General features: G+C 71.6%; 19 protein-coding genes and 1 pseudogene. 13 read left to right on the plus strand and 7 right to left on the minus strand.

Annotation, left to right across the window (positions count from 1 at the left end; translation table 11 throughout):
• Positions 1–32 precede the first annotated feature (32 nt).
• Complete coding sequence (locus ABZ865_RS01780; RefSeq protein WP_361222375.1) at positions 33–299, minus strand: protealysin inhibitor emfourin; 267 nt, start codon at positions 297–299, stop codon at positions 33–35.
• 21 nt (positions 300–320) lie between these two features.
• Complete coding sequence (locus ABZ865_RS01785; protein ID WP_361222377.1) at positions 321–1391, minus strand: M4 family metallopeptidase; 1071 nt, start codon at positions 1389–1391, stop codon at positions 321–323.
• A 333-nt stretch (positions 1392–1724) separates the two neighbouring features.
• Here ABZ865_RS01785 and leuA point away from each other — a divergent pair, with 333 nt between their 5' ends.
• The 6 genes and pseudogenes from leuA (at position 1725) to ABZ865_RS01815 (ending at position 9901) form a co-directional block, all read left to right on the plus strand.
• A complete protein-coding gene (leuA, locus tag ABZ865_RS01790; RefSeq protein ID WP_361222379.1) occupies positions 1725–3446 on the plus strand; it encodes a 2-isopropylmalate synthase in 1722 nt (573 codons plus the stop codon).
• Positions 3447–3747: 301 nt separating this feature from the next.
• Complete coding sequence (locus ABZ865_RS01795; RefSeq protein ID WP_361222382.1) at positions 3748–4443, plus strand: TerB family tellurite resistance protein; 696 nt, start codon at positions 3748–3750, stop codon at positions 4441–4443.
• A 186-nt stretch (positions 4444–4629) separates the two neighbouring features.
• Positions 4630–6711, plus strand: coding sequence for an MMPL family transporter (locus ABZ865_RS01800; RefSeq protein WP_361222384.1), 2082 nt, complete (start codon positions 4630–4632; stop codon positions 6709–6711).
• Between the two features lie 82 nt (positions 6712–6793).
• Positions 6794–8005 carry a histidine kinase gene (locus tag ABZ865_RS01805; RefSeq protein ID WP_361222386.1) on the plus strand — a complete coding sequence of 404 codons (1212 nt, stop codon included), beginning with the start codon at positions 6794–6796 and terminating at the stop codon, positions 8003–8005.
• Positions 8002–8667 carry a response regulator transcription factor gene (locus ABZ865_RS01810; RefSeq protein ID WP_361222388.1) on the plus strand — a complete coding sequence of 222 codons (666 nt, stop codon included), beginning with the start codon at positions 8002–8004 and terminating at the stop codon, positions 8665–8667. The genes ABZ865_RS01805 and ABZ865_RS01810 overlap by 4 nt, the downstream gene beginning before the upstream one ends.
• Before the next feature lie 34 nt (positions 8668–8701).
• A pseudogene (locus ABZ865_RS01815) lies at positions 8702–9901 on the plus strand (sialidase family protein).
• Here ABZ865_RS01815 and ABZ865_RS01820 read toward each other — a convergent pair.
• Positions 9898–10824, minus strand: coding sequence for a dihydrodipicolinate synthase family protein (locus tag ABZ865_RS01820; protein ID WP_361222390.1), 927 nt, complete (start codon positions 10822–10824; stop codon positions 9898–9900). The pseudogene ABZ865_RS01815 and the gene ABZ865_RS01820 overlap by 4 nt on opposite strands.
• Positions 10825–12437: 1613 nt before the next feature.
• Here ABZ865_RS01820 and ABZ865_RS01825 point away from each other — a divergent pair.
• The 7 genes from ABZ865_RS01825 (at position 12438) to ABZ865_RS01855 (ending at position 17661) form a co-directional block, all read left to right on the plus strand.
• On the plus strand, positions 12438–13229 hold the full coding sequence (locus tag ABZ865_RS01825) for an IPT/TIG domain-containing protein (RefSeq protein ID WP_361222392.1): 792 nt from the start codon (positions 12438–12440) through the stop codon (positions 13227–13229).
• A 149-nt stretch (positions 13230–13378) separates the two neighbouring features.
• Positions 13379–14368 (plus strand): IPT/TIG domain-containing protein, encoded by a 990-nt coding sequence (locus ABZ865_RS01830; protein WP_361222394.1) that lies wholly within the window; start codon positions 13379–13381, stop codon positions 14366–14368.
• Between the two features lie 323 nt (positions 14369–14691).
• The gene (locus tag ABZ865_RS01835) at positions 14692–14916 is read left to right on the plus strand and encodes a hypothetical protein (protein ID WP_199843615.1); all 225 of its coding nucleotides are present in this window, start codon (positions 14692–14694) and stop codon (positions 14914–14916) included.
• A 127-nt stretch (positions 14917–15043) separates the two neighbouring features.
• On the plus strand, positions 15044–15583 hold the full coding sequence (locus ABZ865_RS01840; RefSeq protein ID WP_361222396.1) for a DUF1266 domain-containing protein: 540 nt from the start codon (positions 15044–15046) through the stop codon (positions 15581–15583).
• Between the two features lie 22 nt (positions 15584–15605).
• Positions 15606–16355, plus strand: a complete 750-nt coding sequence (gene recO / locus ABZ865_RS01845; RefSeq protein ID WP_361222398.1) for a DNA repair protein RecO — start codon at positions 15606–15608, stop codon at positions 16353–16355.
• A gap of 25 nt (positions 16356–16380) precedes the next feature.
• Positions 16381–17229, plus strand: coding sequence for an isoprenyl transferase (locus tag ABZ865_RS01850; RefSeq protein WP_361222400.1), 849 nt, complete (start codon positions 16381–16383; stop codon positions 17227–17229).
• A gap of 57 nt (positions 17230–17286) precedes the next feature.
• Positions 17287–17661, plus strand: coding sequence for a YcxB family protein (locus ABZ865_RS01855; protein ID WP_361222402.1), 375 nt, complete (start codon positions 17287–17289; stop codon positions 17659–17661).
• Positions 17662–17697: 36 nt separating this feature from the next.
• Here the strand turns inward: ABZ865_RS01855 and ABZ865_RS01860 are convergent, their stop codons facing one another.
• The 4 genes from ABZ865_RS01860 to ABZ865_RS01875 form a co-directional block, all read right to left on the minus strand.
• Positions 17698–18132, minus strand: coding sequence for a Fur family transcriptional regulator (locus ABZ865_RS01860; RefSeq protein WP_361222404.1), 435 nt, complete (start codon positions 18130–18132; stop codon positions 17698–17700).
• 68 nt (positions 18133–18200) lie between these two features.
• Positions 18201–19103, minus strand: a complete 903-nt coding sequence (locus tag ABZ865_RS01865) for a metal ABC transporter permease (protein ID WP_361222406.1) — start codon at positions 19101–19103, stop codon at positions 18201–18203.
• Positions 19103–19873, minus strand: coding sequence for a metal ABC transporter ATP-binding protein (locus ABZ865_RS01870; RefSeq protein ID WP_361222407.1), 771 nt, complete (start codon positions 19871–19873; stop codon positions 19103–19105). Before ABZ865_RS01870 ends, ABZ865_RS01865 begins: the two co-directional genes overlap by 1 nt.
• Positions 19874–19887: 14 nt before the next feature.
• A complete protein-coding gene (locus ABZ865_RS01875; protein WP_361222409.1) occupies positions 19888–20844 on the minus strand; it encodes a metal ABC transporter substrate-binding protein in 957 nt (318 codons plus the stop codon).
• Positions 20845–20940 lie beyond the last annotated feature (96 nt).

Below are 20940 nucleotides of genomic sequence, written 5' to 3' on the forward strand. Positions count from 1 at the left end.
CGGCGGTTACGCTCCCTCGGCCGCGCTTCCGGTCAGGCCCCTTCCTTCAGCACCCGCGAGATCAGGCTGCGCTGGTCCTCGGTCAGCCGCGGATCGGCGCAGTACACCGTGTGCTCGTCCACCGTGATCTGGTAGTTGAAGCCGTCAGGTACCCCGATGGGGGGCGTGGCCCGGCCCTCGGCCAGGGCCTTTTCGACCAGGGCGTGCCATTCGGGGGCGTCGGGGCGCCCCGAGGTGTCCACCTCGGCGTGCCGCTCGATGCCCCCGAATCCACCCGTCCGCCTCACCTGAATACGCATGGGTTCCTGTCTACTACCGATTCAGGGGGTCCGCACCCCGACCTGCTCCCAGGCCTTCTGCACGGCCTGGAGTTCGTCGCCCGCGCCGTACCGCTTCCGGGCGGCCTGCGCGGTCAGCTTGGCGAAGTCGGCGAAACGGGCGTCCTCCTTGAGGTGGCCGCCGGTCAGGACGTCGTACCAGATCTGGCCGGCCCGCTCCCAGGCGTAGCCGCCGATCGCCGTGGCGACGAGGTAGAAGGCGTGGTTCGGGATGCCGGAGTTGATGTGCACACCGCCGTTGTCGCGGCCGGTGGCGACGTAGTCGTCCATGGAGGCCGGCTGCGGGTCCTTACCGAGGACGTCGTCGTCGTAGGCCGTGCCCGGGGCCTTCATCGAGCGCAGGGCGGTGCCCGTGACGCGGGGCGCGAGCAGGCCCGCGCCGATCAGCCAGTCGGCCTCCTCGGCGGTCTGGCCGAGCGCGTGCTGCTTGATCAGCGAGCCGAAGACGTCGGAGAGCGACTCGTTGAGCGCGCCGGACTGGCCGAAGTACTCCAGGTTGGCGGTGTACTGGGTGACCCCGTGGGTCAGCTCGTGGCCGATGACGTCGACCGGGATGGTGAAGTCCAGGAAGATCTCGTTGTCGCCGTCGCCGAACACCATCTGCTCGCCGTTCCAGAAGGCGTTGTCGTAGTCCTTGTCGAAGTGCACGGTGGCGTCGAGCGGCAGCCCGTTGTCGTCGATGGAGTGCCGGCCGTACGCCTTCCGGTACAGGTCGAAGGTGGCGCCGAGGCCCGCGTAGGCGCGGTTGACCGAGCCGTCCGTGCCGGGCTCGGAGCCCTCCTCGCGGACCTTGGTGCCGGGCAGGTCCTGGGTGTGGCCCGCGTCGTAGATCGTGCGGTGCGGCTGGTCGGCCGCGGCGCCGGCGGGCGGGGCGACGGAGGGCGCGCCGATCACCGTGGTCAGGCGGCGCTTGGTGCGCTCGTAGGCGTCGCGCTCCAGGGAGCGGCGGGCCGGGCCGGAGACGGCGGCGTCCTCGTGGCGGGCGAGCCGGTCGAGGAGGTGCGGCGGGACGATCGTGCAGAAGACGGGCTCAAAGCCCCCGTTGGTCGTCATGCCCGGCACCCTTGCACTGCGTCATCGCGGTGTCACTACCTGCGACCATGATTGGTGAAATAGGGTGACAATCCGGTGGTCGCGCGCTCGCGCTCCGTAGTTCACGTGATATGGCGCACCTATTGTCCGTTTTGTCCGTGCGGTCCCGCATACTGATACGAGCCCGCGCAACCGGCGCGGCTCGGCTACGCTGCGGAGCATCATGCGTTTCGGGCTGCTTCTCCTTAGCTGCCGCGGCGAGGGCCTGTAGTCAAAGGCCGACTCCCTCCCCGCGGAGCTCTGGCGTTGCGTCGTCGGCCGTCCATCCGGACCTCCCTAGGAGCCCACGCAGTCATGGTCAACCGCCAGCAGCCCAGCCCCATGCCGATCCACAAGTACGGCCGCTACGAGCAGGTGGACATCCCGGACCGGACCTGGCCCCAGAACCGTGTCACCGCCGCCCCCCGCTGGCTCTCCACCGACCTGCGCGACGGCAACCAGGCCCTGATCGACCCGATGTCGCCCGAGCGCAAGCGCCGGATGTTCGACCAGCTGGTCAAGATGGGCTACAAGGAGATCGAGGTCGGCTTCCCCGCCTCCGGCCAGACCGACTTCGACTTCGTACGCTCGATCATCGAGGAAGAGGGCGCGATCCCCGAGGACGTGACCATCTCCGTCCTGACCCAGGCCCGCGAGGACCTGATCGAGCGGACCGTGGAGTCCCTCAAGGGCGCCCGTCGCGCCACCGTGCACCTGTACAACGCCACCGCCCCGGTCTTCCGCCGGGTCGTCTTCCGCGGCTCCAAGGACGACATCAAGCAGATCGCCGTCGACGGCACCCGCCTGGTGATGGAGTACGCCGAGAAGCTGCTGGGCCCGGAGACCGAGTTCGGCTACCAGTACAGCCCGGAGATCTTCACCGACACCGAGCTGGACTTCGCGCTGGAGGTCTGCGAGGCGGTCATGGACGTCTGGCAGCCCGGCCCGGGCCGCGAGATCATCCTGAACCTGCCCGCCACCGTGGAGCGTTCGACCCCCTCCACGCACGCGGACCGCTTCGAGTGGATGCACCGCAACCTGTCCCGCCGCGAGCACGTCTGCCTGTCCGTCCACCCGCACAACGACCGCGGTACGGCCGTGGCGGCGGCCGAGCTGGCCCTGATGGCCGGCGCCGACCGCGTCGAGGGCTGCCTGTTCGGGCAGGGCGAGCGCACCGGCAACGTCGACCTGGTCACCCTGGGCATGAACCTGTTCTCCCAGGGCGTCGACCCGCAGATCGACTTCTCCGACATCGACGAGATCCGTCGTACGTGGGAGTACTGCAACCAGATGGAGGTCCACCCGCGCCACCCGTACGTGGGCGACCTGGTCTACACGTCCTTCTCCGGCTCCCACCAGGACGCCATCAAGAAGGGCTTCGACGCGATGGAGGCCGACGCGGCGGCCCGCGGGGTCACCGTGGACGACATCGAGTGGGCCGTGCCGTACCTGCCGATCGACCCGAAGGACGTCGGCCGCTCCTACGAGGCCGTCATCCGCGTCAACTCGCAGTCCGGCAAGGGCGGTATCTCCTACGTCCTGAAGAACGACCACAAGCTGGACCTGCCGCGCCGCATGCAGATCGAGTTCTCGAAGCTCATCCAGGCGAAGACCGACGCCGAGGGCGGCGAGATCACGCCGAAGGAGATCTGGGCGGTCTTCCAGGACGAGTACCTGCCGAACCCCGAGAACCCGTGGGGCCGCATCCAGGTCAGGACGGGCCAGTCGACCACCGACACGGACGGGGTCGACTCCCTGACCGTCGAGGCCACGGTCGACGGCGAGGACACGGTCCTGACCGGTACCGGCAACGGTCCGATCTCGGCCTTCTTCGACGCGCTGGAGTCCATCGGCGTCGACGTACGCCTGCTGGACTACCAGGAGCACACGATGAGCGAGGGCGCCTCCGCGCAGGCCGCCTCCTACATCGAGTGCGCGATCGACGGCAAGGTCCTGTGGGGCGTCGGCATCGACGCGAACACGACGCGTGCGTCGCTGAAGGCGGTCGTCTCCGCGGTGAACCGCGCGGCCCGCTGACCCTCCTGACCGGGTCTTTCGGCGCCCCGCCCGTGGTGTACGACGGGCGGGGCGCCGCGCGTAGCCGCAGGGGCGCGCCGGGGACGAGGGGGCGAGCGCGCGGAGGCCCGAAGGGTTGAGCACGGTCGCCCCCTCGTCCCCGGCTGAGGCGCACCGGAGGCGGAGCCAAAAGCACTGCTTATCGGCCAGCGCGCCCCGCAGGTCACAGAGAGGTCTCGTACGGGGTACTGACTCAGCCTCCGTGATGTGGCTAACATCACGCCAGCGCTGCGATGTTGCCGCGCGGTTACGGAGGTGCGACGTGCTGCCAGTACGGGGACGAGACGACCGTGCCGCGAGGGCTGCGCGCATCCTGGGCACCCGCACCGCGTGGACACCCGTGGGAGACGGCGAGTTCTTCTGCCCCGGCTGCGGAGGCGACCGCAACTACCAGCGGCTGACCGGGCGTCGCCGGTTCACCCTCCTCGGGGTGCCCGTGCTGCCGCGCGGGGTCACCGGGCCGGTCGTGGAGTGCGCCGCCTGCCGCCGGCACTTCGGCACCGACGTCCTCGACCATCCCACCACGCGCCGCTTCTCCGCGATGCTCCGCGACGCCGTGCACACCGTCGCCCTCGCCGTGCTCGCCGCCGGCGGCACCGGTTCCCGTACGGCCCTGGAGACGGCCGCCGCCACGGTCCGCGCCGCCGGCTTCGACGACTGCACCGAGGACCAGCTCGCCGCGCTGGTCGAGGCCCTCGCCGCCGACACCGGCCGGGTCCTCGGCGGGCCGAGCGGCGCGAGCCTGGCCATAGAGCTGCACGAGGCCCTCGACCCGCTCGCCCCGCACCTGGCCTGCGCGGGCCGCGAGTCCCTCTTCCTCCAGGCCGCCCGCATCGCCCTGGCCGACGGCCCCTACACCCCGGCCGAACGCGACGCCCTCACGACGATCGGCGCGGCGCTGACGATCTGCACCGACGACGTGAACCGACTGCTGGCCGCCGCCCGGACCCCGTCCTGACTCTCCGCCAAGAACGACCGGGCGGGCGGAGCACGCCCCCGGCTACTCCCCGGGGAGTAGTCCGCCCGCCCGGTCACCCCGCGCAGTACCGCCGAACTCGCCCCCACGCCCGACGAACCCGCCCCGTTCCGGCGGAAGTCTGGAAGCCGTATCCAGACATCCGCTCCGGAGGGAGGGCCCGGTTTCATGGGGGCCGCGACAACACGTGTGAGAGGCGGGCGACGGGGCCTGCCGTGGCTGGTGCTGGGCCTGTGGGTGGCCCTGCTCGCCGTGGCCGGGCCGTTCGCCGCCAAGCTGGCCGACGTCCAGCACGACCGACCGACCGACTACCTGCCCGCCTCCGCCGACTCCACGCAGGTGGCCCGGCTCCAGGAGCGCCTCCCGGGCGGGCAGACCACCGAACTGGTCCTCGTCTACCACCGCGCGAGCGGCCTGACCGCCGCCGACCGGGCCACCGCCGGCGCGCAGGTCGCCGCCATCGCCCACCGGCACACCCTCACCGGCCGGACCCCGCAGGGCATCCCGTCCGCCGACGGCACCACCCTCATGTACCCGGTCACCAGCAACGAGCCCGGCATCGACGAGAAGAAGCGCGACGCCTTCGTCGACGACGTCCGCGGCACAGCCCATGACACGGGCGGACTCACGGTCGACGTCGGCGGTCCGGCCGCCCTCGCCACCGACGCCGCGGGCGTCTACCAGTCCCTCGGCGGCCCGCTGCTCTACACCACCGTCGCCGTCGTCGCGATCCTGCTGATCCTCATCTACCGCAGCCCGCTGCTGTGGCTCGTCCCGCTCGTCGTCGCCGGTGTCGCCGACTTCCTCGCCCAAGCCGCCGCGTACGCCCTCAACCAGGCCTTCGGCACCGCCGTCTCCGGCGCGAGCACCGGCATCATGACGATCCTCGTCTTCGGCGCCGGCACCGACTACGCCCTGCTCCTCGTCTCCCGTTACCGCGAGGAGCTACGACGCCACGAGCGGCCGTACGACGCGATGCGGGCGGCGCTGCGCGGCTGCGGGCCAGCCGTCCTCGCCTCCTCCGGCACGGTGGCCGCCGGCCTGCTCTGCCTGCTCGCCGCCGACCTCAACTCCAGCCGGGGCATGGGCCCGCTCGGCACCGTCGGCGTGCTGTGCGCGCTGGTCGCGATGCTGACCCTGCTGCCCGCCGTCCTGGTCCTGCTGGGCCGCCGCCTGTTCTGGCCGCTCGTCCCCGCCTACGGCAGCACGCCCAAGGCCGGCCGGTCGCTGTTCGCCGCGATGGGCTCCTCCGCCGGGCGCCGTCCGGGGACCGTCCTCGCCTCCGGCGCCGCCCTGCTCGGCGCGCTGGCGCTGGGCGCGCTGAACCTGCCCGGGCCGGCCAAGCAGCTGGACGCCTTCGTCGACCGGCCCGAGTCCGTGACCGCCATGCGGACCCTGGCCGAGGCCTACCCGGAGCGGTCCGCGCAGCCCATCGAGATCCTCGCCCCGGCCGGCCGCGCCGACGCCGCCCTGGCCGCGATCCGGGGCACGAAGGGAGTGGCGGACGCCCGGGAGGGCCGTACCGGCGGCGGCTGGACCGAGATCACGGTGACCGCGTCCGCCCCGCCCCAGTCCGCCGCCGAGACCGCCACCATCGAGGCGCTCCGGGACCGGCTCGACGGTTCCCACGTCGGCGGGCCCAGCGCCCAGCAGCTCGACCTCGCGGACACCAACGCCCGCGACCGGCTGGTCGTCGTGCCGATCGTCCTGCTGTCCGTGCTGCTGATCCTGATCGCCCTGCTGCGCTCCCTGGTCGCTCCGCTGCTCCTGGTGGTCGCCGTGGTCGCCGTGTGGGGGGCCGCCCTCGGCCTCGGCGGGCTGGTCTTCGGGCCGCTGTTCGGCTTCCACGGCACCGATCCCGGCCTCGGCCTGCTGTCCTTCGTGTTCCTGGTCGCCCTCGGCGTCGACTACGGCATCTTCCTGATGCACCGGATGCGGGAGGAGTCGTTGAAGGGCGCGGAACCGTCGGCGGCCGCGCTGACCGCGCTGCGCACCACCGGCGGGGTCATCGCCTCCGCGGGGCTCGTCCTCGCCGCCACCTTCGCGGTGCTCACCAACATGGGCCTGGTGCAGCTGGTCGAGCTGGGCTTCGTCATCGCGGTCGGGGTCCTGCTGGACACCTTCCTCGTCCGCACCTACCTGGTGACCAGCGCGAGTGTGGCGCTGGGCCGGAGGGTGTGGTGGCCGGGGCCGCTGTCCAGGACACCGGACGCGGCGAGCACCGAGCGCACACCGCAGCCCGTGGGCTGAACCACCCCCGCAAGCCTGTGTGCTGAACCAACGGGCGCCCCCACCCTCGGCGGGGGCGCCCGCCTACCGGAAGATGAACCCCGTGCAGGCAACCATCACCCAGGCCGCCCCCGCCGGGCGGCTCCGCGCCGTCCTCGGGCGGGACCCCGTCGACCTCCGGCGCCAGGACGCCTGGCTCGCCGTCGCTCTCGCCGTCCTCGCCTCGGTCCTGGCGGTCACCGTCGGCAGCGGCCGGCACCCCGACGCGCTCGGCTGGACCCTGCTGCTCGGCGCCCACCTCGCGCTGGTCTGGCGCCGCCGCGCCCCGATGACCGTGCTGTGGATCACCGTGCTGCAGGTCCTGACGTACCACGAACTGGACTACAACCACAGCGCACCCACCCCCGCCTCCGTGGTCGCCCTGTACACGGTGGCCGTCGCGGGCAGCTTCCGCCGCACGCTCGCCGTCGGCGGCGGAGTCGTCGGGCTGATGGTCGTCTTCAAGCTGCACGACGGGATGACCGGGGTCGAGGAGATCGGGCGCATCACCGGCTGGGTGCTGGCCACCCTCGTCATCGGCAGCTATCTGCGCGCCCACCGGGAGAACGTGGCCGCCGCCCTGGAACGCGCCGAACGCGCCGAGCGCACCCGCGAGGAGGAGGCCCGCCGCCGGGTCGCCGAGGAACGCCTGCGCATCGCCCGCGACCTGCACGACCTGCTCGCCCACAGCATCACCCTCATCGGCGTGCGCACCTCGGTCGCCGCCCACGTCCTGAACGCCGACCCCGACCGCCTCGACCGCGCCGCCGTCGCCCAGGCCCTCGACGACATCGCCGACACCTGCCGCACCGCCCGCGGCGAACTCCGTACCACCCTGGAGGTGCTGCGCGAGCCCGACGCACCCGACGCGCGCGGCCCGCTGCCCGGACTGCACGGCCTGGCCGGCCTCACGCGGTCGGTCGTGGGCGCCGAGGTGAGGCTCACGGTCACGGCGGGCGAGGTGCCGCCCGCCGTGGGCGCGGCGGCCTACCGGATCGTCCAGGAGGCGCTCACCAACGCCGTGCGGCACGGCGGACGCGAGGACCTGACCGTGGACGTGCGGGTGTCCGCGGAGCCGGGCGCCCTGCGGGTGCTGGTCCGCGACGACGGCACGGGCGGCGGCGGGCCCGGCACGCCCGGCTTCGGGCTGGTCGGCATGCGGGAGCGGGCCCGCAGCGTCGGCGGCACGGTCGAGGCAGGACCGCGCGAGAACGGGGCCGGCTTCGAGGTGACGGCCGTACTGCCGATCGACGGAGCCACGGGAGGAACACGATGAGCCCGGTCCGGGTCCTGCTCGCCGACGACCAGACCCTCGTCAGAGCCGCGTTCGCCATGCTCGTGGAGTCCGCGCCGGACATGGAGGTGGTCGGACAGGCCGGCACCGGCCGCGAGGCCGTCGACCTCGTCCGCGCGCGGCGCGCCGACCTGGTGCTGATGGACATCCGCATGCCCGACCTCGACGGCATCGAGGCCACCCGGCTGATCGCCGCCGACGAGGACCTCGCCGGGGTGAAGGTGCTGGTCCTCACCACCTACGACACCGACGAGAACATCGTCGAGGCGCTGCGCGCCGGCGCCTCCGGGTTCCTGGTGAAGGACACCCGTCCGGCCGACCTGCTCGACGCGATCCGCACGGTCGCCGCGGGCGAGGCGCTGCTCTCCCCGGGGCCGACGGCACGGCTGATCGAGCGATTCCTGCGCAGCCCCTCCGCACCGGTCACCGGCGGCCCCGAATGTCTGTCCGACCGCGAGCGGGAGGTGCTCACGCTGGTCGCCCGGGGCCTGAACAACACCGAGATCGCCGAGGCGTTGGGGCTCAGCCCGCTCACCGCGAAGACCCACGTCAGCCGCATCATGGGCAAGCTGGGCGCCCGGGACCGGGCCCAACTGGTCATCGTGGGGTACGAGTCGGGGCTGGTGGTGCCGGGCGGCAGATGAGTCGGCCCGCAGGACATGGGGGAGCATGTCGGGCGTGACCTCGTTGCGCCGCGCGCTTCTCGCCGCCACCGTGCTGCTCAGTCCCCTCGCCGCCGGCCCGCCGGCCCACGCCGCGACCCGCTGCGTCTCCTCCGTGCCCTACGTGTCGGGGGAGGGCGGCTACGACACCTACCGCATCCCGGCGACCATCGTCACCGGGCGCGGCACGGTCCTCGCCTTCGCCGAGGGCCGGCACCACAGCGCGGGTGACACCGGGGACATCGACGTCGTCCTGCGCCGCTCCACCGACGGCGGCTGCACCTGGGGCCCGCTCACGGTCGTCGCCGCCGGGCAGGGCGACACCCGGGGCAACCCGGCCCCCGTCATCGACCCGCGCACCGGTGCGATCGTCCTCCTCACCTGCTTCAACAGCGGGGCGGTGACGGAGGCGCAGATCATGCGCGGCGAGGTCGGTCCCGAGCAGCGCCGCCGGGTGTTCGTACAGCGCAGCACGGACGACGGCCGCCACTTCTCACCCCCACGGGACATCACGGACCAGGTGAAACCCGCCGGCTGGCGCTGGTACGCGACCGGCCCCGGCCACGCGGTGGCCCTGACCCGGGGCCCGCACGCCGGACGCCTCGTCGTCCCCGCCAACCACTCCGCCGCCCCGCCCGCGGGCTCACCCGACACCGGCCGGGAGCCCCGCTACTACGGCGGCCACGCCCTCTACAGCGACGACGGCGGCCGTACCTGGCACCTCGGCTTCGTGGCCGCCACCGACGACGGCGTGACGCACGCCAACGAGACCAGCGCCACCCAACTCCCCGACGGCCGCCTCTACTTCGCCGCCCGCGACCAGAACGGCACCGCCCCCGGCCACCGCCTGGACACCTACTCCCGCGACGGCGGCCGGACCCTCACCCACCCCTAGACGGTCAACCCCACACTGAACGACGTCCCCGTGGTCCAGGCCGCCGTCCTCCAACTCCACGGCCCCCGAGCCCCGCTCCTGCTCTCGGCCCCCTCCCTTCCCACCGCCCGCCGATCCATGGCCCTCTGGTCCAGCACGGACACCGGCCACACCTTCACCCGACTCCACACCCTCTCCGACCACCCGGCCGCCTACTCCGACCTGACCCAACTCGACCCCACCACACTCGGCATCCTGTACGAAACGGGCACGAAGGGCCCGTACGAGACCATCGAGTTCCGGCGGCTGCGTGTCACCGGCGTAAGGGCCGATCGCCGCTAGAGCAACCCCGCCGCCGCCAGGAACTTGGCGACCTTTTCGACTTCTTCGCCGGACAGGGGGACCTGGGGTTCGGCGGTGATGGGGCAGGCGATGACGCCGCGCAGATGCAGGGCCGCCTTGAAGGCGCCCAGGGCGGAGGAGCTGCGGCCCATGCGGGTGGGGTCGCCGGCGTGGACCAGGCCGAAGAGGGCGCACAGGCGTTCCTGTTCGGCGCGGGCTCCCTCCCAGTCGGCGGCCCGGCACTGGCGGTAGAGGCGGACGTAGCCGTGCGGATCCACGTTGGCGAGGCCCGGTACGGCGCCGTCGGCGCCCAGGGCCAGCGCCGAGTCGACGATCAGCTCGGAGCCGGTCAGGACGCTGAAGCCGGGGTGGGCGCGGGCGCCGGTGACGATGGCGCGGAAGGCCGCCAGGTCCCCGCTGGAGTCCTTCAGGCCGGCCAGTACACGGTCGGCGGCCAGGCCCAGCACCACGTCGGCGGGGAGCTTGGTGTGCACGGCGGACGGGATGTCGTAGGCGATGACCGGGACCGGGCTCGCGGCGGCGATCCGGCGGTAGTGGTGGACGATCTCGGACGGGTGGGTGCGGGCGTAGAAGGGGGCGGTGACGACGACGGCCCCGGCGCCCGCGGCGGTGACCGCCGTGACGTGGTCCAGGACGCGCGGGGTGGTCATGTCGATGGCCCCGGCGAGCACGGGCAGTTGCGCCCCGACATGGCCCACGACGGCCTCGACCACCTGCCTGCGCTGCCGGTCCGTGAGGAACGCGGCCTCCGACGTCGACCCGAGCACGAACAGCCCGTGCACCCCGCCCTCCACCAGATGGTCGACCAGCCTGAGCAGGGAGGGCACGTCCACCTCGCGGTCCGGGGTCAGCGGCGTGCAGACGGGCGGGACGACACCGGTCAGGGGGACGGGAAGGGTCATGGGGAGCTCCGGGGCGGGTTCTGGCGCACGAGGTCGCGGGTCGGCTGGTCCTCCTCCACAGGATGGTGACAGCGACAGCGGTGTCGGGGCCGGGATGCGGCCGCCAAGTCAGGCGTCGTGTCGGCGAGCCATCGACTCCCTGAGCTGGTCCGCCAAGCACGAGTTCGACCGTGTGCGTGTCAGGAATGGCACAGCCGCCAAGGGGCCGGATCAATGACACGGTGAAATGGCGGGAGTTGGTGCTGGCCCGTGCGTACTAGCAGATTATTTTCGAGCCTCCCCGACGGTTCAACTGGAAAGGCGGTGGGTTTTGGTGCATGGGGCAGTCAAGGGAACAGACTCTCGCGGGCCGGGCGCATGCTCAGGCCACCGCCGCGCAGGTGGCGCGGATCGTCCAGGAGGCCGGGGCGAAGGGCAGCCTCGGGAGTCTTCGGGCGGCGGTCACGGGGACGGTCATCTCGAGGACCGGCGTGAACATCCGTCAGCAGCCCTCGATCGGCGCGGCGGTCCTGGGCTCGCTCCGGTACGGGACGAGCGTCAGCATCCTGTGCTGGGACACGGGCGCTTGCGTGGGCGGGGACACCCGCCCGACGGGCCCGACGGGCCCGACGGGCCCGGTCGGTGCGACCGGCCCGCAGGGCGTGCAGGGCCCGCAGGGTGCCACGGGTCCGACGGGTGCCACGGGCGACACTGGTCCGACCGGCCCGTACGCGCAGCCGCTGACGGTGACCAGCACGATCCCCGCCGGCGCCACGCAGCGGGTCCCTGATCCCGAGCCTTTCAGCGGTCCGTGCCGCCATGCCTCTCCGGCGGGCGGCACGGACCGCTTTCTGCTGTGCGCGTCCCTGTTTTTGGGATCGGTCCGAACACCGCGAAACGCGGTGATATTTTCATACCGAATCGCGCCGGAGTGCGGTTTTGCCGCGCCCTCCGCAAAGGTGGGTACGCCATGCAGTGACGGATGGGTGTGCGCTCCGCCGAATGCGCGAATCGGTTGGAAATCTCTTGCGATGATGGTCACTTGAATGGATTACTGAATGGTGTGAGGCCGACCGATTCATCCGCCTCTGAGTTCGGGATTGAATGGGAAGTGGTGCCATGGTCGTGTTCAACTGCGGCTGAAGCCGATGCCGACATGGGCCCCGCCCGGACGCTCGACTCCCTCTGTCCTTCTGTCCTTCCCTGTCACACCCTCACCGTCGAACCGGCCTGGGACGCGCCGCCGTTCCGGTGAGGCTCAGGACGTCACGCGCTTTGGTCCTGGTGCCGGACCGACCCAGGACGTCAACCGTTCCATGTATGCCCAAGGCTTCCGGATCCGCGAGTTCGCCGGGGCTCTTCCGCTCCCTGCCACGCGCAAGCGGCTCGGCATGACCCGCCCCTGCTGCACGGCTCACAGCGCGCCGGCGGCCTGACCGAAGGCGCCGTCGCCAAGCCGGTGGCGCAAGGACCTGAGCAGCGACACGGCCCGCACGACCATGCGTCGGTGCCGGACGCCCCCATCGTTCAGCCGGCCCTTGCGCGCACATCCTCCCCAACTCCCCCGCCCACAAGGCCCGTCAGCCCACGCAACCACGGCCGATCACACGGTCAACCGCGAGAAAGGACGCATCATGGCAACCATCACCTCGTTCAGCACGGGCAGTCCCGGCTCGGTCGGGCAGACGCTGACGATCAACGGGACCAGCCTCTCGAGCGCCACCAAGGTGAACTTCGGGACCAAGTCGGCCACCGCCACCGTCGTCAGCGCCACGCAGATCACCTGCACCATCCCGTCGCTGTGCGCCGGGCAGTACAACGTCAACGTGACGGTCGGGACGGGGACCACCAATGCCCTGCCGTTCTTCTACGCCGCCACCCCGGTCGTCTCGTCCGTGAGCCCCGCCCTCGGTGCGGCCAGCCCCGGCACCATCACCGTCAACGGCAGCGGTTTACTCAACGCCTCTGCGGTGACGTTCGGCGCCATCGGGGCCGGCACCAGCGTGACCGTGGTCAACGACGGCCAGCTCACCGTCACGGCTCCCGCGCACGGGGCCTTCACCGGATGCCTGGACACCGTCGACATCACGGTCACCACCCCGGGCGGAACCAGCACCACGAGCGCCAACGACCAGTTCGTCTACTACGACGCGCCCGCCGTCACCGGAATCAGTCCGACCACGGGCGCGGCCGACACGAACGTCACCGTCACGGGCACCTGCTTCGACAGCGTCAGCAACGTGACCTTCACGCCGACCGGCGGTGGCGCCTCGATCTCGGCGACGAGCATCACCTCCGTCAGCGAAACCCAGCTGATCGCCGTCGTCCCCGCCGGGCTCACCCCGGCCGCGACCTATGACATCCGGGTCGTGACCCCGGGCGGTACCAGCGCGATCGTCGCCGGCGACGTGTTCACCGCCGCCTGACCCTCCACCGCCCAGGGGCCGCCCCTCGTCCCCCCTCGAAAGGGGCCGCCCCTGGGCACGCACTCGGGAGTGCGCGGACCGCCGTGCCCCGGCCCCGCTCCTGGCCGGGGCACGGCGCGCCCGCACTGTCACGTGGAAAGGAGCACGTCATGGCGCCCACCCTCACCAGCGTCAGCCCCAACCAGGGACCGGCCTCCGGCGGTACGGCCGTCACACTCACCGGCAGCAACTTCACCGGCACGACATCGGTGCGCTTCGGAACGAACCAGGCGCAGTTCGCCACGATCAGCGACACCAAGATCAGTTGCACGGCCCCCCCGGGGTCGGATTCGCCCGCCGTCACCGTCACCACCCCCGGCGGGACCAGCAACGGCGTGACCTTCACCTACCTCACCAGCCCGGTCATCAGCTCGGTCACTGCGAACCAGGGCCCCACGGCCGGAGGGAACACCGTCACCGTCACCGGCACCAACCTCTCCGCTGCCACCGCCGTCATGGTCGGCAGCCACAGTGCCACCATCACCGGCAACACCGGCACACAGATCACCGCCCAGGCCCCCGCGGCGTCGCCCGTCAACGTCACGGTCATCACGGCGGGAGGCACCAGCAATCCGTTGCCGTACTCCTACGTCCCCCCGCCGACCGTCGTCAGCGTCGACCCCGCTCTGGGGCCCACTCTGGGCGGCAACACCGTCACCATCACCGGGAGCAACCTGTCCTTCACCAGCGCCGTACGCTTCGGCTCCCGATCGGCCCTCGGCATCATTGTCGTCTCGGACGACCAGATCACCGCCATTGCTCCTTCCGGCTCCGGAACTGTCAGCGTCACCGCCACCACGCCGGGCGGCACGAGCCTTCCCACCGTCGGCAATCCGTACTACACCTACGTCGGGCAGCCTCTCGTCACCGGTCTCAGCCCCGACCAGGGGCCGGCCGCCGGCGGAAACAGCTTCACCATCACCGGCAGCAACCTGACCTACACCGACAGCATCAGGGTCGGGGGCATCCTGGCTTCGTTCGTCACCGTCTCCGACACCAAAGTCGTGGCCGTCGCGCCAGGAGGCGCCCCCGGCAGCGTCAGCGTCATCGTCCACAGCCCGGGCGGCACCAGAAGCGTCAGCTACCAGTACGCACCGTGACCTCGCACCTCTGGCCGCAGCCGCCCTCGAGGCAGTCGCCCCGCCGCGCCGGAGAACGAAGCATTCCCACGCCGCCTGACGCGAACCGTCGGCCACGGCCCCCCTCGCGCTGCCCCACACATGGAGGACGCAGACGCGCGCCGATTCTAGATGCGCAACGTCATCCCGGGGACACAAAGCGTGAAACCCGAAAGGGGAGGGGAGCCATCTGACGGCACGACCTCGGCGCGCTGCGTCGAAGAGGCGGAGGAAACGGTGAAGGAATTGCGGTCGGTGTCCGCGCGAGCCGTCCAGGCGGCCGCCCGGCTCGCGGCGGTCCTGCGGTGAGCGCCCGAGAGCTGCCGCTCGGTACGTATGTCGTCGACACCCGCGACGGGAGGCTGGGCATCGTCATGGGGCACGAGGGGCCGTACGTGCAACTCAGACCGCATGGGGGCGGGAAGGAGTGGGACTGTGAGCCCGGGGCGATCCGGCATGCCACGCCCGCCGAGCGGCTCAGCGCGGCGACCGCGTACGCCAACGCCCGCAGTCGGGGCGAGGTGCCTTGACGTAGGCTGCGGGCCCATGGGTCCCTGGAACTGGAGAGCCTGGAGAGACCAGAGAGTCTGGAGAGACTGGAGAAAACCGAGGACCGTCAGCCGGTATCCCGGTCGCCTCACCACGCACCAGTTCTGGATGGTGTCGCTGAGCGCCCCGGTGAGCCGGGACCGGAACGCCTCGCGGACCACCCTGTATCCGTTCACGCGCATCGACGAGGCCGGCGCCCGCAGCCGGCTGGCCGACCAATGGGCCATCACCTCACGGGACGAACTGGTCGGCCGCCTCGACGGGCTGGCCCGCGTCGGCTACCGGGCCCGGGCGCAGCGGCTCCTCGGCGTCTCGCCACTCGCCTGGGACGCGGCCCTGTACGTCGACATCTCCCGCCTGGCCTTCGGCTGCGGGATCATCACCGAGGCCGAGGCCTGGACCGCGCTGAAGAACATCGTGCCGGCGGTCGCGGGGGCTTACGCCTCCTGGCAGGAGTACGCCGATCACTGCCTGCTGGGGCGGAAGGTGTGGCAGGACGGGCCGCGGGGCACCGCTGACGCGGATCTCCCCGCGCTGCAGGCCGCCGCCGACGCCCACCTGCGCTTCCTGCTCGACCCGGCGAATCGTTCCAGCCCCTGGAACCAGGTCCCCTGGGACGCCATTCGTCACCCCGACCGCACGCGCTGACGCCGTACGCGACAATGGGGCCATGAGCCTGTTCCGCGACGACGGCATCGTGCTGCGCACCCAGAAGCTGGGTGAGGCGGACCGGATCATCACCTTGCTCACACGCGGTCACGGCCGGGTGCGTGCCGTGGCCCGGGGCGTGCGGCGGACCAAGTCGAAGTTCGGGGCCCGGCTGGAGCCGTTCTCCCACGTCGACGTGCAATTCTTCGCGCGGGGCAGCGAGCTGGTCGGGCGTGGGCTGCCGCTGTGCACGCAGAGCGAGACGATCGCCCCGTACGGCGGCGGGATCGTGACCGACTACGCCCGCTACACCGCCGGCACCGCCATGCTGGAGACCGCCGAGCGGTTCACCGACCACGAGGGCGAGCCGGCGGTCCAGCAGTACCTGCTGCTCGTCGGCGCCCTGCGCACCCTCGCCCGCGGCGAGCACGCCCCGCACCTCGTCCTCGACGCCTTCCTGCTGCGCTCCCTCGCCGTCAACGGCTACGCGCCCAGCTTCGGCGACTGCGCGAAGTGCGGCATGCCCGGACCCAACCGGTTCTTCTCGGTCGCCTCCGGCGGCAGCGTCTGCGCCGACTGCCGGGCGCCCGGCAGCGTCGTACCCTCCCCGGGGACCCTGGTACTGCTCGGCGCGCTGCTTACGGGAGACTGGGAGACGGCGGACGCGTGCGAGGCGCGCTACGTCCGGGAGGGCAGCGGACTGGTGTCCGCCTACCTGCACTGGCATCTGGAGCGCGGGCTGCGCTCGCTCAGGTACGTGGAAAAGTCGTAAGCACCACAGAGGAGACGAGAAGCACATGGTCGTACGCGGGATCCTGGGGCGCCAGCGCCGCGAGTACCGGACGCCGGAACCGCACCCGTCCGGCGCCCGCGCACCTAAGCTCCCCGGCGAGCTGGTCCCGAACCACGTGGCGATCGTCATGGACGGCAACGGCCGCTGGGCCAAGGAGCGCGGCCTGCCCCGCACCGAGGGCCACAAGGTCGGCGCCGAGCGCGTCCTCGACGTGCTGCAGGGCTCCATCGAGATCGGCGTCAAGAACATCTCCCTGTACGCCTTCTCCACCGAGAACTGGAAGCGCTCGCCCGACGAGGTCCGCTTCCTGATGAACTTCAACCGCGACTTCATCCGCAAGACCCGCGACCAGCTCGACGAGCTCGGCATCCGGGTGCGCTGGGTGGGCCGTATGCCCAAGCTGTGGAAGTCGGTCGCCAAGGAGCTGCAGGTCGCCCAGGAGCAGACGAAGGACAACGACCTGCTCACCCTCTACTTCTGCATGAACTACGGCGGCCGCGCGGAGATCGCCGACGCCGCGAAGGCCCTCGCCGAGGACGTGAAGGCCGGCCGGCTCGACCCGTCGAAGGTCACCGAGAAGACTCTCGCGAAGTACCTGTACTACCCCGACATGCCGGACGTGGACCTGTTCCTGCGCCCCAGCGGCGAGCAGCGCACCTCCAACTACCTGATCTGGCAGAGCGCCTACGCCGAGATGGTCTTCCAGGACGTCCTGTGGCCCGACTTCGACCGCCGCGACCTGTGGCGTGCCTGCGTCGAATTCGCCTCCCGCGACCGCCGCTTCGGCGGGGCCGTCCCCAACGAGGAACTCCTCGCCATGGAGGCCGCGATGAAGGGCGAGTCCACCTCGTAGCCGTCGCGGTTCACGCGGGCCGCCTCGGTATAAGCGCGAGCGCTGCATGATCGGCTTATGTACGATCCCGCCTCATGGTCATGGACATGGGGCTTCTCGCCCGGCATGCTGGTGGCGGCGGTTGTGGCCACGGTTGTGTCGGCGCTGACTCCGTGGTTGCAGGCCCGCACGGTCCAGCGGCTCGCGGAGCGGCAGGGCGAGTTCCGGGTGACGGTGACGGAGGGCGGTGTCACGGTGGCCACCGACAACAGCACGGCCTCCGTCAACTGGGCCGCGCAGCCCCGGTACCGGGAGACGGCCCGCGTGTTCGTGCTTCTCAGCGACGACAAGAACGCCACGGGGTTCACCATGCTCCCCAAGAGCTGCCTGACCGACCCGGCGGACGTCGACCGGTTGCGCGCGATCCTGGACCGCCACCTCAGCCGGGTCTAGGGCCCCGCGTCTGAGACAGGATCCGCCGGACAGGCCCTAGGCACGTCGGTCGTGCTGCACCACGCACTCCGCGCAGTCGGCGCAGGTGCCGAAGATCTCCACCGTGTGGGCCACGTTGACGTAGCCGTGTTCGGCGGCGATGGCCTCGGCCCACTTCTCGACGGCGGGGCCCTCGACCTCGACCGCCTTGCCGCAGCTGCGGCAGACCAGGTGGTGGTGGTGCTCGCCGGAGGAGCAGCGGCGGTAGACGGACTCGCCGTCGGAGGTGCGCAGCACGTCGACCTCGCCGGCGTCGGCGAGGGACTGGAGGGTGCGGTAGACCGTGGTCAGGCCGACCGAGTCGCCCTTGTGCTTGAGCATGTCGTGCAGTTCCTGAGCGCTGCGGAACTCGTCGACCTCGTCCAGGGCCGCAGCCACGGCCGCACGCTGCCGGGTGGCGCGGCCCCGCACGGGCGGTCCAGCGGTCGTCACCGGTTGCCTCCTTCGATGGCGCGTCTCGCGTCTGCCCGGGCCATTGTGCCAGTCCGGGCCTTCGGCGGTCAGACGCCGACCCCGTCCCCGGCCGCCCGGGTGGCCGGAATCGCGCACTCCGCCGGGTCCCCGGCGGGCAGTGCCGCGGCGGCCGCGCGGGCCCTGCGACGGGCCAGGGGAGCGGCCAGGGCGGTGAGGGCGACGAACACCCCGATGGTCAGCAGGACGATCGTCGCGCCGGGCGGCACGTTCTGGTAGTACGACGTGACCGTGCCGCCGATCGACACGGTGACGCCGAGGGCGACGGCGATCGCGAAGGTCGCGGCGAAGCTGCGGGTGAGCTGCTGCGCGGCGGCGACCGGTACGACCATGAGCGCGGACACCAGGATCAGGCCGACGACCCGCATGGCCACGGTGACCGTGACGGCCGCCGTGACGGCGGTGAGCAGGTTCAGGGCGCGCACGGGCAGCCCGGTGACCCGCGCGAACTCCTCGTCCTGGCTGACCGCGAACAGTTGCCGGCGCAGCCCGAGGGTCACGAGCATCACGAACGCCGCGAGGATCACGATCGCGGTCACGTCCGAGGGGGAGACCGTCGACAGCGAGCCGAACAGGTACGACATCAGGTTGGCGTTGGAGCCGCCCGGCGTGATGTTGACGAACAGCACACCCCCGGCCATGCCGCCGTAGAAGAGCATCGCGAGGGCGATGTCGCCGCGCGTCCTGCCGTACCAGCGGATCAGTTCCATCAGGACCGAGCCGAGCGCGGCGACGGCCGTGGCCATCCACACCGGCGAGGCGTTCAGCAGGAAGCCGAGGCCGACGCCGGTCATCGCGACGTGCCCGATGCCGTCGCCCATCAGCGGCTGGCGGCGCTGGACGAGGTAGATGCCGATCGCGGGTGCCGTGATGCCGACCAGGACGGCCGCGACCAGCGCCCGCTGCATGAAGTCGTAGTTCAGGATGTCCATCAGCTCAGCAGTCCCGTGCGGATCGGTTCGGCGCCCGCGGGTGCGTGCGGGTGTACGTGGTCGTGGCCCGGCAGGGCGTGCTGGCCGAGGGCCTGCGGGGGCGGGCCGTCGTGGACGACGCAGCCGTCGCGCAGGACGACCGCCCGGTCGATCAGGGGCTCCAGCGGGCCCAGTTCGTGCAGGACCAGCAGGACGGTCGTACCGGCCGCGACCTGCTCGCGGAGGGTGCGGGCGAGCACCTCCTGGCTGGCCAGGTCGACGCCCGCCATCGGCTCGTCCATGATCAGCAGCTCGGGCTCGGCGACCAGGGCGCGGGCGATCAGCACCCGCTGGTGCTGGCCGCCGGACAGCGCGGTCACCGAGTCCTTGGCGCGGTCCGCCATGCCGACCAGCTCCAGAGCCCGGTGCACGGCCTCCCGGTCCGCCCTGCGGAAGCGGCCGAAGCGGGTGCGGGAGAGCCGCCCGGAGGAGACGATCTCGGTCACCGTGGTGGGGACCCCGGCGGCGGCGGTGGTGCGCTGCGGTACGTAGCCCACCCGCGCCCAGTCCCGGAAGGACCGGCGGGGGGTGCCGAACAGCTCGATCGTGCCGCCGCTGACCGGCACCTGGCCGATGACGGCGCGCACGGCCGTCGACTTGCCGGAGCCGTTCGCGCCGAGCAGCGCGACGACCTCGCCGCGGCCGACGGTGAGGTCGATGCCGCGCAGCACGGGCCGGGCGCCGAGTTCGGCGGTCACCCCGCGCAGGGCTATGACGGGCTCGGTGGTCATCTCGTCGTCTCCCGTCACTTGGCGCCCAGAGCCTGCTGGAGCGCCTTGAGGTTGGCTTCCTGGACGGAGAAGTAGTCCTTGCCGCGGGACCGGTCGGTGATGCCCTCGATCGGGTCGAGGACGTCCGTCCGCAGACCGGCGTCGTGTGCGACGGTCTTGGCGGTCTTGTCGCTGACCAGCGTCTCGTAGAAGACGGTGGTGACCCCGTCGGCCTTGGCCATGTTCTCCAGGTCCTTCACGCGCGCGGCGCTGGGCTCCGACTCCGGGTCGAGGCCGCTGATGGCCTCCTCGGTGAGGCCGTAGCGCTCGGCGAGGTAGCCGAAGGCGGCGTGCGTGGTGATGAAGACCTTCGACTTGGTGTGCGCGAGGCTCTGCTTGAACTCGAAGTTCAGGGCGTCCAGCTTCCCGACCAGCTTCGCGGTGTTCTTCTGATAGTCGGCCGCGTGCTTCGGGTCGGCCTTGGCGAAGGCGTTGCCGACGCCCTCGGCGACCTGGGCGTAGCGCACCGGGTCGAGCCAGATGTGCGGGTCCTTGCCGCCGGACTCCTCGCCCTCGTGGCTGTCGTGCGCGGCCGCGTGGCCGCCGACCTCGTTGCCGTGCTCCTCCAGCGTGGTCAGGGAGGCCGCGTCGATCTTCGTCTTCACCGGGGACTGGGCCACCGCGTCGTCGACGGAGGGCTGGAGGTTCTTCAGGTACAGGACGGCGTCGGACTCCTGGATTCCGGCGATCTGCTGCGGGCTGAGCTCCAGGTCGTGCGGTTCCTGGCCGGGGGAGGTGAGCGTCGTGACGTGCACGTGGTCGCCGCCGATCTGCTCGGCGAGGAAGGTCATCGGATAGAAGGACGTGACGACGTCGAACTTGTCGGTGTTCCTGGCCGCGGCGCTGGTGGAGCAGGCGGAGAGCGTGCCGGTCCCGAGGGCGGTGACTGCCGTGATCACGGCCGCGGGTATGAGGCGTCGTCGTACGTTCATGACAGTCATTTTCAACAAACATGGAAACCGTTGTCAACAAGCCCGGTGGGGAGCCTCTGGCAGGGGGGCCGATTTGGCCGAGGGGGAGCCTGCGCC

This window comes from Streptomyces sp. NPDC047085, assembly GCF_040643735.1.
In the GTDB taxonomy this organism is placed as follows: domain Bacteria; phylum Actinomycetota; class Actinomycetes; order Streptomycetales; family Streptomycetaceae; genus Streptomyces.

Excerpts from the sequence above, each read along its gene's own strand:
- ABZ865_RS01865 (WP_361222406.1), bottom strand. The coding sequence starts at position 19,103 with ATGGACATCCTGAACTACGACTTCATGCAGCGGGCGCTGGTCGCGGCC.
- ABZ865_RS01780 (WP_361222375.1), bottom strand. The coding sequence starts at position 299 with ATGCGTATTCAGGTGAGGCGGACGGGTGGATTCGGGGGCATCGAGCGG.
- ABZ865_RS01855 (WP_361222402.1), top strand. The coding sequence starts at position 17,287 with ATGTACGATCCCGCCTCATGGTCATGGACATGGGGCTTCTCGCCCGGC.
- ABZ865_RS01840 (WP_361222396.1), top strand. The coding sequence starts at position 15,044 with ATGGTGTCGCTGAGCGCCCCGGTGAGCCGGGACCGGAACGCCTCGCGG.
- ABZ865_RS01785 (WP_361222377.1), bottom strand. The coding sequence starts at position 1,391 with ATGACGACCAACGGGGGCTTTGAGCCCGTCTTCTGCACGATCGTCCCG.
- ABZ865_RS01820 (WP_361222390.1), bottom strand. The coding sequence starts at position 10,824 with ATGACCCTTCCCGTCCCCCTGACCGGTGTCGTCCCGCCCGTCTGCACG.
- ABZ865_RS01850 (WP_361222400.1), top strand. The coding sequence starts at position 16,381 with ATGGTCGTACGCGGGATCCTGGGGCGCCAGCGCCGCGAGTACCGGACG.
- ABZ865_RS01830 (WP_361222394.1), top strand. The coding sequence starts at position 13,379 with ATGGCGCCCACCCTCACCAGCGTCAGCCCCAACCAGGGACCGGCCTCC.
- ABZ865_RS01800 (WP_361222384.1), top strand. The coding sequence starts at position 4,630 with ATGGGGGCCGCGACAACACGTGTGAGAGGCGGGCGACGGGGCCTGCCG.
- leuA (WP_361222379.1), top strand. The coding sequence starts at position 1,725 with ATGGTCAACCGCCAGCAGCCCAGCCCCATGCCGATCCACAAGTACGGC.
- ABZ865_RS01870 (WP_361222407.1), bottom strand. The coding sequence starts at position 19,873 with ATGACCACCGAGCCCGTCATAGCCCTGCGCGGGGTGACCGCCGAACTC.
- ABZ865_RS01825 (WP_361222392.1), top strand. The coding sequence starts at position 12,438 with ATGGCAACCATCACCTCGTTCAGCACGGGCAGTCCCGGCTCGGTCGGG.
- ABZ865_RS01875 (WP_361222409.1), bottom strand. The coding sequence starts at position 20,844 with ATGAACGTACGACGACGCCTCATACCCGCGGCCGTGATCACGGCAGTC.
- recO (WP_361222398.1), top strand. The coding sequence starts at position 15,606 with ATGAGCCTGTTCCGCGACGACGGCATCGTGCTGCGCACCCAGAAGCTG.
- ABZ865_RS01810 (WP_361222388.1), top strand. The coding sequence starts at position 8,002 with ATGAGCCCGGTCCGGGTCCTGCTCGCCGACGACCAGACCCTCGTCAGA.